The sequence below is a fragment of the Halobellus marinus genome (genome assembly GCF_032113415.1).
In the GTDB taxonomy this organism is placed as follows: Archaea; Halobacteriota; Halobacteria; order Halobacteriales; family Haloferacaceae; genus Haloquadratum; species Haloquadratum marinus.
Window position 1 is genome coordinate 1,519,063 of the sequence record NZ_CP134946.1, and the last position, 14,635, is coordinate 1,533,697.

17 protein-coding genes and 1 other RNA gene are annotated in these 14,635 nt (G+C 66.2%); 8 read left to right on the forward strand and 10 right to left on the reverse strand.

The genetic code is table 11. The annotated features are described in order from the left end of the window. Nucleotides 1-291 precede the first annotated feature (291 nt). From RJT37_RS07765 to RJT37_RS07785, 5 genes are all read right to left on the reverse strand, one after another. Complete coding sequence (locus tag RJT37_RS07765; RefSeq protein WP_313689170.1) at nt 292-1,008, reverse strand: competence/damage-inducible protein A; 717 nt, start codon at nt 1,006-1,008, stop codon at nt 292-294. A gap of 92 nt (nt 1,009-1,100) precedes the next feature. Continuing rightward, nucleotides 1,101-1,901, reverse strand: coding sequence for a DUF5803 family protein (locus RJT37_RS07770; protein ID WP_313689172.1), 801 nt, complete (start codon nt 1,899-1,901; stop codon nt 1,101-1,103). Between the two features lie 25 nt (nt 1,902-1,926). Further along, nucleotides 1,927-2,604: a DUF2110 family protein gene (locus tag RJT37_RS07775; RefSeq protein ID WP_313689173.1), complete on the reverse strand. Its 678-nt coding sequence runs from the start codon at nt 2,602-2,604 to the stop codon at nt 1,927-1,929. Further along, on the reverse strand, nt 2,604-3,134 hold the full coding sequence (locus tag RJT37_RS07780) for a transcription factor (protein ID WP_313689175.1): 531 nt from the start codon (nt 3,132-3,134) through the stop codon (nt 2,604-2,606). Before RJT37_RS07780 ends, RJT37_RS07775 begins: the two co-directional genes overlap by 1 nt. An 83-nt stretch (nt 3,135-3,217) precedes the next feature. Next, nucleotides 3,218-3,760 (reverse strand): tRNA (cytidine(56)-2'-O)-methyltransferase, encoded by a 543-nt coding sequence (locus tag RJT37_RS07785; RefSeq protein WP_313689177.1) that lies wholly within the window; start codon nt 3,758-3,760, stop codon nt 3,218-3,220. Nucleotides 3,761-3,886: 126 nt separating this feature from the next. Here RJT37_RS07785 and RJT37_RS07790 point away from each other — a divergent pair, with 126 nt between their 5' ends. The 3 genes from RJT37_RS07790 (at nt 3,887) to RJT37_RS07800 (ending at nt 7,023) form a co-directional block, all read left to right on the forward strand. Next, nucleotides 3,887-4,837 (forward strand): NAD-dependent epimerase/dehydratase family protein, encoded by a 951-nt coding sequence (locus RJT37_RS07790; protein ID WP_313689178.1) that lies wholly within the window; start codon nt 3,887-3,889, stop codon nt 4,835-4,837. A gap of 66 nt (nt 4,838-4,903) precedes the next feature. Continuing rightward, nucleotides 4,904-5,725, forward strand: coding sequence for a DUF2797 domain-containing protein (locus RJT37_RS07795; RefSeq protein WP_313689180.1), 822 nt, complete (start codon nt 4,904-4,906; stop codon nt 5,723-5,725). 119 nt (nt 5,726-5,844) lie between these two features. Next, nucleotides 5,845-7,023 (forward strand): DUF4382 domain-containing protein, encoded by a 1,179-nt coding sequence (locus RJT37_RS07800; RefSeq protein ID WP_313689181.1) that lies wholly within the window; start codon nt 5,845-5,847, stop codon nt 7,021-7,023. 122 nt (nt 7,024-7,145) lie between these two features. Here RJT37_RS07800 and ffs read toward each other — a convergent pair. Together ffs and RJT37_RS07810 are read right to left on the reverse strand one after the other, a co-directional pair. Further along, an RNA gene (ffs, locus tag RJT37_RS07805) (signal recognition particle sRNA) lies at nt 7,146-7,456 on the reverse strand. 217 nt (nt 7,457-7,673) lie between these two features. After that, entirely contained in the window at nt 7,674-8,099 is a 426-nt protein-coding gene (locus tag RJT37_RS07810) for a DUF7548 family protein (RefSeq protein WP_313689182.1), read from the reverse strand. Nucleotides 8,100-8,266: 167 nt separating this feature from the next. On the opposite strand from RJT37_RS07810, the gene RJT37_RS07815 reads away from it, so the two are divergent. From RJT37_RS07815 to RJT37_RS07825, 3 genes are all read left to right on the forward strand, one after another. After that, nucleotides 8,267-9,421 (forward strand): thiolase family protein, encoded by a 1,155-nt coding sequence (locus RJT37_RS07815; RefSeq protein ID WP_313689183.1) that lies wholly within the window; start codon nt 8,267-8,269, stop codon nt 9,419-9,421. 92 nt (nt 9,422-9,513) lie between these two features. Then, nucleotides 9,514-9,870, forward strand: coding sequence for an OB-fold domain-containing protein (locus tag RJT37_RS07820; RefSeq protein ID WP_313689910.1), 357 nt, complete (start codon nt 9,514-9,516; stop codon nt 9,868-9,870). Nucleotides 9,871-9,922: 52 nt separating this feature from the next. Next, a complete protein-coding gene (locus tag RJT37_RS07825; protein ID WP_313689185.1) occupies nt 9,923-10,951 on the forward strand; it encodes an aldo/keto reductase in 1,029 nt (342 codons plus the stop codon). A 22-nt stretch (nt 10,952-10,973) separates the two neighbouring features. On the opposite strand, the gene RJT37_RS07830 is transcribed toward RJT37_RS07825, so the two are convergent. Further along, nucleotides 10,974-11,204: an Rdx family protein gene (locus RJT37_RS07830; protein ID WP_313689187.1), complete on the reverse strand. Its 231-nt coding sequence runs from the start codon at nt 11,202-11,204 to the stop codon at nt 10,974-10,976. Between the two features lie 102 nt (nt 11,205-11,306). Between RJT37_RS07830 and RJT37_RS07835 the strand changes: the two genes are divergently transcribed. Then, nucleotides 11,307-11,465 (forward strand): hypothetical protein, encoded by a 159-nt coding sequence (locus RJT37_RS07835; protein ID WP_313689189.1) that lies wholly within the window; start codon nt 11,307-11,309, stop codon nt 11,463-11,465. Between the two features lie 140 nt (nt 11,466-11,605). Here the strand turns inward: RJT37_RS07835 and RJT37_RS07840 are convergent, their stop codons facing one another. Together RJT37_RS07840 and RJT37_RS07845 are read right to left on the reverse strand one after the other, a co-directional pair. Further along, nucleotides 11,606-12,286 carry a DUF7546 family protein gene (locus RJT37_RS07840; RefSeq protein ID WP_313689190.1) on the reverse strand — a complete coding sequence of 227 codons (681 nt, stop codon included), beginning with the start codon at nt 12,284-12,286 and terminating at the stop codon, nt 11,606-11,608. Nucleotides 12,287-12,288: 2 nt separating this feature from the next. Beyond that, nucleotides 12,289-13,704 (reverse strand): heme o synthase, encoded by a 1,416-nt coding sequence (locus RJT37_RS07845; protein WP_313689191.1) that lies wholly within the window; start codon nt 13,702-13,704, stop codon nt 12,289-12,291. A 123-nt stretch (nt 13,705-13,827) separates the two neighbouring features. Here RJT37_RS07845 and coxB point away from each other — a divergent pair, with 123 nt between their 5' ends. Next, nucleotides 13,828-14,538, forward strand: coding sequence for a cytochrome c oxidase subunit II (coxB, locus tag RJT37_RS07850; protein ID WP_313689193.1), 711 nt, complete (start codon nt 13,828-13,830; stop codon nt 14,536-14,538). Nucleotides 14,539-14,635 lie beyond the last annotated feature (97 nt).

Below are 14,635 nucleotides of genomic sequence, written 5' to 3' on the forward strand. Positions count from 1 at the left end.
GCAGTGCAGGGCAGCGCCGCTGTGTCGGTGACAGCAAGAACTGAACGTTTAAGAATCGTCCCGCGAAAGCCGGGCGTATGCTCACACTCGCAACCGAGGGTGCATCCCTCCCGATCGCTGAGACCGGCGCGGTGGTCCTGCTCGCGAGCCTCGCGATGGTCGTCATCTGGCTCTATCTCCTCTATCGGTAGCGCCGCGATCCCTATTCTGATACTGGTTACTCTCACTTTTTCCCGCCCAGCGCCGTCACCGGGGGTGGCGCTCGGCGGGAAGAGACGAGAGTAATCAGTATCAGGACGCGGTCTCCGGTGTCCCGTCCTCCTCGACGAGTTCGACTCGGGCTTCCAGCCACTCCGTGGCCGCCGCAAGTTCTCCTTCGTCGGTCGCGATGAGTTTCACCCGCACGGCGTCGCCTGGGTAACTCCCGACGGCGACGTCGAACCGCTCCTGGAGGTCAGCGAGGCGCTCGACCAGTTCGCTCTCGGGTTCGTCGACGGTGACGACCGCCGTATGCGTCTCCTCCCCGGCGAACTCCTCGGCGACGTGCTCGAACATCGCCTTCATCTCTTCGGGGACGCCCGGCAGGACGTAGATGCTCTCGACAACGGCCCCGGGGGCGACGCCCGCCTCGTTCGGCAGCATCCGCGCGCCCGCCGGCAGGTGCGTCGTCCCGTCGACGAGGTCCGCGGCGGCGTAGCCACCCTCCTCGGTCAGCCACTCGTGGGCCGCGTCGTGGGGTTCGACGTCGCGGCCGACGGCGGCGGCGACGCCTTCCATCGTCACGTCGTCGTGCGTGGGACCGAGTCCGCCGGTGACGAGGACAGCGTCGTACTCGGCGCGGTACTCGTTGACGACGCGGGCGATCTCCCCGACGTCGTCCGGGATGGTGGTGACGCGAGCGACGTCGACGCCGCGGTCGGTCAGCCGTTCGCAGAGCCACGCGGCGTTCGTGTTCACGGTATCACCGGAGAGGAGTTCGTCCCCGACGGTGACGACTGCGACTCGCATATGTTCCGTAGTCCCGAGGCGAACAAAAGGTCAGCGCATCCTCGCCCTGACCGACAACAGGTCAGCGCATTCTCGCCCTGGCCGACAACAGGTCAGCGCATCCCCGGCGGCGGGCCGTCGTCGAACTCGTCGTCGTCGGTCTCGACGTCGATGCCCATCTCCTCGCGCTGCTTGCGCAACTGCTCGATCTTCCGGCGGTAGTAGAAGAGCCCCCCGATGCCGATCACGCCGACGAGGGCGACGATCCCGCCGAAGATGTAGAGGTCCCGCTCCAGATAGTAGCGGACGGAGATGGTGTCCGCCGTGACCGGTTCCGTCCAGATCACGTGGACCTGGCCGTCGTCGTCGGGGAACGTGTCGTACCCGCCCGGAGAGACCTGCCCGAAGATCGGGAAGTCGATGCCCCGGTCGGGTGGCAGGACGACCTCGTAGGTCCCCTCGACGTACGTCGGGAGCGTGAACCGTTTCGGCGTGCCCTCGCTGGTGAACGCGAGCGCGCTGCCGTCGGGCGGATCCTCGCGTGGCAGTTCGACGATCGTCTCGTCGCGAGTCCGCCGGACCTCGCCGCCACGTTCGCGGATCTCGGTCCCGGTGAGGACCGTTCCGTTGGGGTAGCGGTAGCGCACCGACTCGACCGAAAGCGGGTTCGTCCCGCCGAAACCGTCGCGTCTGAACAGTTCGATCGTCGACTCGTTCGTGGTCATCACCGTGCGGAACTGCGTGTTCTCTTCGACGGTGATGTGAACCGTGCGGTTGGTCTCCCACTCGTACGGCGCTGCGGGGTCGCTGTCGAGCCGCTCGCCGTCGACCGGGCCGGTGCCGATGCCGAGGCAGCCGCTCGTGACGGCGAGTAAGGCGAGACAGCCGGCGGCGAGCAGGAGTCGGCGGTTCATAGATGGATGTTCCCCAGTCGCGTTCTCACGTCAGGACGCACTTCAGTTCCGAGCGGAGGTACGAGCCGATACTCGCGAGGAGTCCCGGCGGATCTGTTCCCTCGGGGCAAACGATGCTCTGTTCGAGGAGTCCCAGTCGTTCGACGGTCACGATGTCCGAGGCGTGACCGGCGCGGTTGACCGTCGCCCGGACCTCCCCACGCGTGGCGCTGTTGACGTTGACTCGGCCGCTGCCCTCCTCGCGGGTCCACTCGTAGAGGCGGTCGCGCGTCGCGTCCGCGAGCCGGGGGGTCTCGCCCGCGACGAACTGCAGCGGCGTGTGCTGGACGACGCCGAACCGGTCGCGGATCTGCGACGGCGTGCCGGTCCCCAGGCCGAGTTCCTCGGTGGGAATCCGGATCCGTTCGCCGTTACCCGCATCGAGAACCCAGCTCTCGTCGTCCCACGAATCGAGCGTTGCGACGTAGGTCTCGCCCTCGACGAACTCGGGGGTGACCGACCCCCACGTCTCCGCGAGGAGGTTGTCCGCGACCGTCGCGTCCTCGCCGTCGAACTCGACGGCGACGAACTCGTCGTCGCGGACGTCGATCGACCACGTGGCGTCCAGCTCCCCGACGTCGTTGGCGATCAGCGAGCCCAGGCTGTCGAGCGCCCGTTCCCTGGCGTCGCCCTCGACGTAGCACTTCGTTGCGAGAACGACCATCAGTCGTCCCGACCCACGTCGACGTTGAGTTCGTCGCGGAGCTCTTCGATCCGGCGCTCCATCGCCTCGACCATCTCGTCGTTCTCCATCGGTTCCAGCGGCGCGCCGGTCTCGGGACACTGAAAGCCCTGCTCCATCGCCTCGGAGAACTCGAAGCGGATGCCCGCCGGCTCCGAGAGGTAGAACTCGTGGGTCCGCTCGTACTCTAAGCGCTCTTCGAGCGCCTCCAGCAGGCGGTACATCTCCTCGCGGAGGTTCTCCGGGATGTTCTCGTAGTGGAACGTCCAGAGGTAGGTGAGCCACCCGGAGTCCTCGTCGCGGACCCGGCGATACTCGGCCAGATCGTTCTCATAGAGGATAAAGAGCGCACGCCGGACGTCGTTGAGCTCGAGGCCCAGTTCCTCGGCGAGTTCCTCGTCGGTCACCTCGCCGTCGGGCGGGGCCGCGGCCACCGGCATCCCCGTCGGTCCGACCAGTTCGTGGAGGTATTTCTGGATGACAGGGTCGTTCAGCAGCTCCTCAAAAGCCATTACGCATAATTGCGCCGCTCAGTCGTTTTAAAGTTGCGGAAGTGGGGTGTCGGTCCGTGCCGTCGACGCCGCTGCAACGTACTCTATTCTGCGTCCCCGTCGACGACCCGCTTGCCGCACGCCTGCGGGATCACTCGCCGCTCCGCATCCGGCCACTCCTGTTCGAGTTCCCGACCCTCGAACAGCCGATCCAGGAAGACCGCCAGCCCCGCGACCTCCGAGTGAGGCTGGTTCGTGACGCCGACGTTCCAGTCGGCCTGGTCGTACACCCTGAATGGGACTTTTTCCCCGCCGACGACCACGAGAATCGGATCTTCGCGGTGCGCCTCGCGGATCTCGCCCGCGACGTCCTGCACGCGCTCGCCGTACATCGTGAGGTGGACGACGCGCCCGGGCCACTCCCGGATCGTCGCGTCCAGTTCGTCCGTCCGCTCTACGGTGAACGGCCCGCCGAAGCGGTCGGTGATGTCCGCGACCGTCTCCTCCGACTGGCTCGCGTTGTCCGGGAAGAGCACCCGATCAGCGCCGAGCGCCCGCGCGGTCAGGCCGACGTGGGTCGTCATCCGGTCGTCCCGACCGGGGCGGTGGCCGTACCGGAGGACAGCCACCTCTGGTTCGTCCTGCATAGCCGTCCCCAGGCGGGGCGGGCGCTAAGGGGCTTCGCTTCCCGGTCGGCCGGGGTGACTGAGAGTTCGCCCCCACTTCGCGGCCGGAAGGAGAACGCACTTACTCCCTGCCGGCGCACACCCGGTATGAATCTGACAGGACAGCGGATCGTCGTCACCGGCGGTGCGGGCCTCGTCGGCTCGCACCTCGCACGTCGGCTTCGCGGGGACAACGACGTCGTCGTCGCCGACGACCTCTCGAAGGGGACCCGCGGCCGCATCCCGGCGGGCGTCGCGTTCGTCGAGGCCGATATGACCGATCCGGCGGACGTCGCCGACGTGATCACCGCCGACGTCGACGTCGTCTTCCATCTCGCAGCCTACACCGACACGAACTTCGCCGAGCCGCGGAAGCTCTTCGAGGAGAACACCGAGATGACCTACAACGTCCTCGAACGGATGGAGGAGGTGGGCGTTTCGAATCTCGCTTTCACCTCCTCGTCGACGGTGTACGGCGAGGCCCCCCGGCCGACACCCGAGGATTTCGCCCCCCTCGAACCGATCAGCGTCTACGGCGCCGCGAAACTCGCCGACGAGGGCCTCTTGTCCACGTACGCTCACGCGAAGGACTTCACCGTCTGGTGTTTCCGCTTCGCCAACATCGTCGGTCCCAACCAGCGCGGCAACGTCATCCCCGACTTCATCGAGAAACTGATGGCGGATTCGGGGACGCTGACGATCCTCGGCGACGGCCGCCAGGAGAAGTCCTACCTGCACGTCACCGAGTGCGTCGACGCCATCTGCCACGTCGTCGAACACGCCGACGACGCGATGAATATCTACAACCTCGGGACGCGGACGACTACCTCGGTCACGCGGATCGCCGACATCGTCGCGGACGTGATGGACCTCGATCCCGAGTACGAGTACACCGGCGGCGACCGCGGCTGGGAGGGCGACGTCCCGCGGATGCGCCTCTCGGTCGAGAAACTGTCGGGGCTGGGCTGGGAGGCCGACTCGTCGAGCGACGACGCCGTCCGGCGCGCGGCCGAGGAACTGTACGAGGAACTGCGGGCCGAACACGACGCCGACCCCTAACCGGCCGTCCGCGGTCCTCACCGCCGGAACGGCACGGCTTTGATCCCTCGTCTCTTACCGGCGGCCGTGCAGATCGTCGGCTACGATACGGGCGCGCCCGGACTCCTGGTGAGCCGCCCCGCCGGCGATCGTGACGTCACGGAGCGCGAGTCGTCCGCTGACGGCTCCGAAGACGCCGCGGAGTCGTCGCGGGAGGTCGACCTCGTCTCGCTCGAACCGGACACGGAACTCGCCTACACGCTCGGCGACCGCCACTGTGCAGGCGCGGTCACTGCAGACGGCCACATACCCTGTGCGAATCCGACGGCGCCCTACTGCCCGGAGCACCGCTCGACGTGGGTGTGTGCGAAATGTACCGGCACCTGTCTGAAAGACGAGATGGACTGTCACGAGGCCCACGCGATCTACCTCGCGGCCTTCGCGCCCGATACTTTCAAAGTGGGCGTCACCCGCGAGTGGCGGCTGGAGACGCGCCTCCGCGAGCAGGGCGCCGACCGCGGGGCGCTGCTGCAAGTCGTCCCGGACGGCCGGATCGCCCGCGAGCGGGAGGCGGAGATCGCCGAATCGATCACCGATCGAGTCCGGGTACCACAGAAGCGCGCGGGCCTCCACCGCGACGTCGACGAGGCGGCGTGGGAAGCGCTCCTCGCGGAGTTCGAGGTCGACGCTGGAGATCGCTTTTCCTTCGACTACGGCCTCGACCTCCGGGACAGACCCGTCGCGGAGACCATCGCGACGGGGACGGTCCGGGGCGTGAAGGGGCGGCTGCTCGTCCTCGACCGCGGCGGCAGTACATACGCTGTCGACCTCCGGGAGCTCGTCGGCTACGAGGCCACGCCCGAGGCGTCGACGCGGGATCTCCAGGCGAGTCTCGGCGCGTGGGACTGATTCCCGGCGAACTCCGTCGCAGCCCCGCGACGGATCCGGATTAAACGGTCGTAATTCGACTGAATCCGGCCTCACTATGTTCTATTTAAATACCCGTTCGGCCCCTTGGACCGATCACGATGAATCGAAAATCAATCGCGACGCTGCTCGTCGCTGCCCTGGTGCTTCTGGCCGGGTGTAGCGGCGGGATCACGGGCTCGCCGGACAGCCCTGCGACAGATAGCTCTGGGACGGACAGCACGACGACCGAAGCGGGATCGGTACAGGGTGAGTTGGACGGCGACAGCGGCACAGTGAACCTCTACATCAGCGACGAGGAGAACGCGATCAGCGACTTCGAGCACCTGAACGTCACGATCACGCGCGTCGGGTTCGAGCGCACGGCCGACGGCGGAGAGATGGAAGACGGTGACGAGTCAACCGAAAACGAGACCGACGACAGCGACGAGAACGAGTCTGACGATGTCGAGGACGGCAACGAGACGGATGTCGACGACGAAGACGACGGCAACGAGACGGAGGTCGACGACGAATCGGATGAAGAGCCCGAAGAACCGGAGGCAGACGGGGAAGACGAATCCGGTGACGACGAGTGGGTCGAGTACGAGGTCGACAACCGAACCGTCGACCTGACGGAGCTACAGGGCGCAAACGCGACGAAGCTCTCCTCGCTCGACGTCCCGAACGGGACCTACGAGAAGGTCTTCGTCTACGTCGCCGAGGTGAACGGGACGCTCAAAGACGGCAGCGACCAGCGCGTGAAACTACCGAGTGGGAAACTGCAGCTGAACTCGGAGTTCACCGTCGGAAACGGCGAATCCGTCGACTTCGTGTTCGACATCACCGCGGTGAAAGCCGGGAACAGTGGAAAGTACATTCTCAAGCCGGTGATCTCGGAATCCGGGACGGGCGTCGAGATCGAAAGCGTCGACGAGGACGACACGGATGACGAGGAAACGGACGGCGAAGACGCCGAGAATGCCGCGGAAGAGCGGGCCGAATCGGCGCTGAACGCCACGTTCAGCGACAACGTTACTCCCGGCGAGAACGCGACGCTCCTCGTCACGCAGAACGGGAGCGCCGTCGCCAACGCGACTGTCTCGGTCGACGATACAGCTGTCGGAACTACCGACGCGACCGGTGAACTCGTCGTCTCCGTTCCCGACGACGCCGAGGAACTTGAGGTGACGGTCACGTACGAGGACGCGGAGACTGAACTGGAAGTCGAGTTCGACGAACAACCGGACGAAAACGAGGAGGCCGGGACAAACGAGACGGCCACAACAGCGGACGCCTGATTACTGGACGAACGCAGGCTCTTTTGAGCGCCGTCGGCCACAACGTCGCGGGCGACTCTGATCGAGACACCTTCTCGGAGCACTCGCGAGTGCCGCTGCTGGCGACGAAAAATCGGTATGAATGGTGGACAGCGGGATTGCCCGGCGTTCCGGCACGGGGAATCCCGGTTGCCTCCTCCACCCCGCGATCCTTCGAGCGACGAACGTCCACTGGTCCGCTGCTCGCTTCCGCGCCTGGCGGGGTGCCAGCGGCGAATCGCGTCTGACCGACCCTGCGGCCGGCGTTCGCGAACCGCCGTCCCCGAAGGACGAGGTTTCTACGTTGGCTTCCGGGGCCCGCGTCGGTCTGACCGGACGCCCCCGGCTTCGGTCCCCGTTGAAGACCGAAAGTACGGGTGAAGAGCAGGGCCTAACTGCCCGACCTAGTCCATTACAGAGTACAGCGGGGCCACATAAGGGGCTTTCGACTCACTGACCCCGGGATCGCAGGACGCCGTGGGGCCGCTGCGGGAAGGAACGTGTCTGGAGGGCGTGCCGCGGTCAGGTATCGCGCGCTGTGCAGTGTTCTCGGGTATCGCCTGCCGGGCGGTATTCGTTGGTGGCCGCGTGCCTGTCACGGATTCAGGTGGTCATTGGTGGCCGCGTGACTGTCACGGATTCAGTACGGTCCGGGCGTAGCCGCCGCCTGTGGCGGCGACCACCAGCGCGACTGCGACGACTGCCCAGCGGTGGTTCTCCATCCACGCGTACTCCGCGGGGAAACTGAAAAGCAGCGTCTGATCGATCGAGACGGCCCAGAGAAGCGAAAACAGGAGCATCGCGAGGCCCGAAACCAGCGCGATGCCCGAGAGGGTCACCGGGTCCGAACGCTCCTGTGCGCCCGCCAGGAAGACCACGACACCGAGCAGCGCGAGGAACCCGACGATCGAAACGCCGAGCGGCCCGGACGCGTAGTAATCACCGACGCCGGTCCCAGGGGCCGTGACGACCAGTGCCGGGACGAAGATGACGGCCGCAAGCAACAGCGACGCGATCGCGCCGATCCGGGCGGCGAACGAACTCGAATCCGTGTCCATATGCACCCGTCGAACCGGCGGGGGTGTAAGCGCTTCGAGAGTCGTCGCAGCCGACGCGATCGGCGGGGGCGAGAGCGCGGATGTCCTCGGCGACGTTCGCGGCTGGGAGAACATGGATCATCGTCTCGAAGGGAAACCGGTAAGCCACCGCCCTCGCGTTACCGACTATGGAGCGCGTAGCGATCATCGGCGCGTCGATGACCCAGTTTGGGCAGCGGGAGGCGTGGATCCGCGAGTTGCTGGCGGAGGCCGGCGGCGCCTGTCTGGCGGATGCGGGCGTGTCGGCCGACGCCGTCGAGCACCTGTACGTCTCGAATATGGCAAGCGGGGAGTTCGAGGGACAGACGGGCGTCCCGAACGCCCTCGCACACGACCTCTCGGCGGTGCCCGCCTACACCGCCCGCATCGATCAGACGTCCTCGTCGGGCGGTGCGGGCGTGTACGCCGCCTGGCAGTCGGTCGCCTCCGGCGCCTCCGAGATGACCCTGCTCGTCGGCGGCGAGAAGATGACTCATCGGACGACCGCGGAGGCGACGGACGTCATCGCGTCGCTCACCCACCCGGTGGAGTACAAACACGGCGTGACGCTTCCCTCCTTCGCAGGGCTGACCGCACGCCACTACCTCGATATATACGACGCCCCGCGGGAGTCGCTGGGCAAAGTCGCCGTCAAGAACCACCTGAACGGCGTCGATAACCCCCACGCGCAGTTCCAGAAGGAGGTCGACCTCGAGACGATCCTGGAATCGCCCATCGTGGCCGATCCCCTGCGGCTCTACGATTTCTGTCCGATCACGGACGGGTCGGCGGCGCTTTTGTTCTGCCCGGAATCGGTCGCCCGCGAGTACGCTGACGAGTACGCGGTCGTCTCAGGAATCGGCGGCGCAACCGACACCCACGTCGTCCACGAGCGCGCGGACCCGACGACGATGGGCGGCGTCGAAAACTCCGCCGAACAGGCCTACGAGATGGCGGATATCGGTCCCGACGACGTCGATGTCGCGGAACTCCACGATATGTTCACGATCCTGGAATTCCTCCAGTCGGAGGACCTCGGCTTCTTCGAGAAGGGCGAGGGCTGGAAGGCGGTCGAGGAGGGCGTCACCGACCGCGATGGCGAGTTGCCGATCAACACCTCCGGCGGCCTGAAGTCGAAGGGCCACCCCCTCGGTGCCTCCGGCGTCGCACAGGTGTACGAGATCTACAAACAGGTCATCGGCGACGCGGGACCGCGGCAGGTCGACGCCGGAATCGGCCTCGCCTGCAACGTCGGCGGATTCGGCAACTGCGTGACCACGACCATCCTGGAGGGAGCACAATGAGCGACGAGCGCACTGAAGACGGCGAATCGATCGGCGAGGACGAACGGACTGGCATAGAAGAGCCGACTGACACGACCGACCCCGGGCACACGATGGAGGCGTCCCGCTACCCCGACGGGAGCATCACCTACCCCGGCCACCCGTACGGCCCGGGCGGCCGGGAACCTGTCGGGACGGTCGACCTGAGCGAGTACGGTGCCGAAGTCGTGACGTGGACGACGTCGACCGCGACGCCGCCCGGCGTGCGGGAGCCAAACACGATCGCGATCGTCGAGTTCGACGTCGACGGCGAGCCTGTCCGCGCGATCGGGCAGGTGACGACCGAGGACGTCGAGATCGGCGACGAGGTCCGCCCCGTCTACTGTCCGGAACTGCGCGATCCCGAGGCGGGCATCCGGGAACCGGCGAGTCAGGAGTGGGACGGCTTCCGTTTCGAGCCGATCGAGTGACTTGCCGACGTCGACACCGACGCTTTTTGTCGGCGGCCCGAATCGAACCAGTATGAGCCTCGACTACAGACGACTCGGCTCGACGGGAACGAAGGTCTCGGAACTCTGCTTCGGCACGTGGCGCTTCGGCCGCGAAACGGACGGCGTCGTCGAGACGAACAAACAGGAGGCACACGAACTGCTCGATGCGTTCGCGGCGGCGGGCGGGAACTTCATCGATACCGCAAACGTCTACGGCGATCCGAACGGTCGCAGCGAATCGTGGATCGGCGATTGGCTCTCCGGGCGGGACCGCGCGGACTTCGTCATCGCCTCGAAGGTGTACTTCGGGTTCGATCCCGACAACCCGAACGGCTCCGGCCTGTCGCGGACGCACATCCGGAATCAGATCGAGGGGACGCTCGACCGACTTGGTACCGACTACCTCGACCTGTATTACATCCACCGCTGGGACGACGAGACGCCGATCGAGGAGACGCTCTCCACGCTGGATCGGCTGGTCGAGGAGGGGAAAGTGAACTACCTCGGAGCGTCGACGATGGCGGCGTGGCAGCTCACCAAGGCGCTGTGGAAGTCCGACGTCAACGACTGGGAGCGTTTCGAGGTCACGCAGCCGCTGTTTCACGCCGGCTACTACGAGGATATCGAGGGATACCTCGACGTCTGTGCAGATCAGGACCTCGCGGTCTGCCCGTACTCCCCGCTGGCGGGCGGCTTTCTCACCGGCAAGTACGAGCGGGCCGACCCGGACGATCCGACGCAGGTCGTCGCTCCCGACGGCTCCCGCGGGTCGTTGGACGATCAGTTCGACGAGTACTACCTCTCCGAGCGTGGCTGGCACGTCCTCGATGCGATCCGCGCGGTCGCCGACGAGGTCGACGCCTCGCCCGCACAGGTCGCGCTCCGGTGGCTGATGGACTACCCCGAGGCGACTGTCGTCCCCATCGTCGGCGCGCGGACGACCGACCAGCTCGACGAAAACCTCGGCGCGGCAGAGGTCGACCTCTCTTCGGCGCAGTGGGAGCGGATCTTCGATGCCCGCTACGACGACGAGGGGCAGCGGTGGGGCCACCGGGACTGATCGCAGAGCCTGGGAGTCGCCCTCAGATCGCGTCTCGAACTCGCCGGACGATCCCGTCGACGTCGTAGTTGTCGTCGGCTTTGTCCCAGACGACCTCGCCGTCGACTGCAACCGTCAGAACCCCGTGGTCGCCGGTCACCAGTGCGACCCGATCGAGCCGGTCGCCGAACTGCTCTAGGAGTGCGTGCTGGATCTCTTCGGCACGATCCAGGAATCCACACGGGACGCAGTATTCGATTTCGATCGTCGACATCGACAGCCGTTGGCTGCGCCGTCGGTTAAGTGCGTTGTCCGGTTCCCTCCGGTCGATGCGGGGGTAAGTTTTTGTGTGCTAATCGTGTACCACTATTTTGGTATGTGTTATCATACCCAGCGGCGAGCGGTGCCGGCTGTGTGGGAGGAGGGAGCCGAGGAGAAAGCGGAGGCGCCTCACGACGAGGACGCCGTCGAGGAGCACAGTCCCGACGAACCGGACGCGGTCGACGGGGAACCGAAACCGCTCGGCTTCGCTTGATACTAATTACTCTCGTCTCTTGCCGCCGAGCACCGTCAACGGGGGGTGGCGCTCGGCGGGAAACAGTGAGAGTGATTAGTATGAGCCCCGATCCGGAACGGGGCCGCGGTGTCGAGTCCCCGTCGCCGCGTCCTTTTCCGTTACTCACCCGTGTCGCTGGCTCTGCCCATCAGCGGCCGCCAGTAGAGGAGGGCTACGGTCACGAGAAAGACGACCGTCGAGATGTCGTAGGACAGATCGAACGTCGCGGCCGCGATGGCCGACCCGCCGCCAAGCAGGCCGGAGAGCAGCGACGCCAGGATCGGCCACGTGCAGGAGACACAGGAGAGTAAGCCGAGTACACCTGACACGGCCGCTCCCGCGGCGTCGATGACGGTCGCATAGACGAGATACGCCAGAGCGAGGTAGCCTACGACCCGGGCGGGCATCAGCACCAGGGCGGCCCACGGCGTCGAGATGATCGGTGCGGGCCCCCAGCCCGGCGCGAGCGTCGCGACCCTGACGCCGAACTCGCCCTCGCCGAACTGCATCGCGGCCACGACGACGCCACCGGCGACCGCCAGGACGAGGAAGTACACGACCGCGACCGCGACTGCCCGGCGGCGCGTCCGGTCGTCGGTCGGGGCCGGATCGGTCCGCCACAGCACGAACAGGCCGACGACGACCCAGATCAGCCCGTAGACTGTATATCGGGGCTCGCTGATCGTGATTCCGGCGAGAAGTAGGTAGAGGACGGTGAGCGCAACGAGTGTGTTTCCCACGAGCACGCCGTAGAGGAGTTGCCGGAGATCGATCCGGGCAGACACGGAGGGAACCGACATCGTCACACCACGAGCGCGTCGACGACCATCGCGAGCAACAGCGCCCCGAGGTAGGCGTTCGACGCGTGGAACGAGCGGAACGCGGCCGTCTCAGTCTGTTCGTAGTGTAGCCGCACGGCGAAGTAGAGGAACAGTCCGCCGAAGACGACGCTCGTGAGCGCGTACAGGACGCCGAGTGCGTCCAGCGACGCCAGTGCGCCCGCGGCGACGAGCGTCGCAGCGAGGTACCACAGCACGTGTTTCCGCGTGGTCGTCTCCCCCCGGACGACCGGCATCATGGGGAAGCCACCGCGCTCGTAGTCGTCTTTGTACGCTAACGCGAGGTTGTAGAAGTGCGCCGGCGTCCACAGGAAGATGATCGCCGCGAGCGCGAGGCCGGCGAGCCCGATTTCGCCGGCGACGGCGACCCAGCCGATGAGCGCCGGGAGCGCGCCCGCGGCCCCGCCGAGAACGGTGTTCTGGACTGTGTTCGGTTTCAGAAGCAGCGTGTAGACGACGCTGTAGAAGACGATAGCGGCGACGCCGAGGACGGCCGCGAGCAGGTTCACCCAGGCGAACAGCGCAATCGAGCCGACGGCCAACAGCACGCCGAAGGCGAGTGCGTTTCGGACCGGAACGAGATCCGTCGCCAGCGGCCGATCGCTGGTCCGCTGCATCCGCCTGTCGATGTCGCGCTCGAACACGTGGTTGAACGTCCCGGAGGCGCCGATCGAGAGGACGCCACCCCCGAGCGTCGCGAGAACGACGCCGACCGTGAGGCCGCCGTTCGTCGTCGCCGCCAGCGCCATCCCGGCGGCGGCGACGAGACAGAGCAGCCACATCAGGCGCGGTTTCGTCAGCCGGACATACGCCCGCGCGGTCGCGATCAGGCGTTCCTGTCGCCCCTCGGGAAGCGTCGGATTGTGCTCCCTTTCGACTGGCGGGTCGAGATCGACGCTCTCCGCCGGCTCCTCGGTTGGGTCGCCGGTCTCCTGTTCCAGCGTCCACGCGAGTGCCGCGAGCAGCGAAGCGAAAATCCCCATCCCGAGCGTCAGGTGGGCGGCAGAGAGGGTCGTGTTGCCGCCGCCGATTGCGACGACGGCACCCAGGCCCGCCTGGATCGGATAGAGGACGCTCGCGACCGCGACCGCACCCAGCACGCGTCGTTCGACGTCGACGCGGATGGCGGTCACGAGGGTCACCAGCCCGAGGACGCCGACAGCGACTGCCGCGAGCCGGTGACCCACCGCGATCCAGCCGGCGACCGACGTCGGCGTCGTCCATCCGTCCCCGCAGACTGGCCAGGCCGCACACGATGCCGCGGCGTCTGTCAGCGCCGTCGTTGCGCCGATCAGAAGGAGAAGGTAGACGCCGATGGCCGTCGCAGCGAGCAGGCCGTGAAAGCGCGTGTGTGTCGTTTCCGGCGCCACGGGACTCATTGATTTTGACTTGGAAGTCCCCATATTTAGGCCCCCCGCTTTGCCACTCTAGTCTCCCGGCAGGGACCCCCTCGCCCGCCCCTATCAGCAACTATTTACGTTGCTCTTCCTAAGCCCGGATTGATGCGAAAGACGCGTTCCGCACTCGTTTCACTGCTCTCGGTGGTAGCGGTGGTTCTCCTCGCGGACCCGGTCGCCGCACAGACGTCGGCCAGCGCGGAGCTCATCAACGGGCTGAACGGGAAACTGTTGTACATCGCGATCCCGATCACGATCCTGGTGGAGGTAATCCTGATCTACACCGTGGTGAAGTTCCGGAACAACGACGATCCCTCGCCGACGAAGGAGAACCGTCGGCTGGAGATCACCTGGACGATCGCGACGGCGATCATCCTGCTTTTCGTCGGCGTCTCCTCGTACGGCGTGCTCGCCAACGACAACGTCACGTACCAGCCGCAGGTCGAAGACGCCGCGGGCGATCCGGTCGTCGTCGAGGCCGAAGCGTTCCAGTGGGGCTGGGAGATGTCCTACCCCGAAGAGGGCAACATCACGACCGGCACTGAGATCGTGATCCCCGAGGACCGCCCCGTCCACATCCGCGTCACTTCACGGGACGTAATTCACGGCTTCCACGTGCCGGAGCTGGCGCTGAAGAAAGACGCGATGCCCGGCCAGGTGAACACCATCAAGACGGTACCCTACGAACAGGGCACCTACCAGGGATACTGTACGGAGTACTGCGGTGTCTCCCACTCGCAGATGTACTTCACCGTCGAAGTCGTCTCCGAGGAGGAGTACCAGCAGTGGCTTGACGAGCAGAAGAGCGACGAGTAGCCCAGTTTTCTCTCCCGCGATCGATCCGACTCCGCTCGCTTATTTTGACGAGCAGGTGTCCGCTCGATCCCGTCCGGGCAGTCGGTTGACTCGTCGG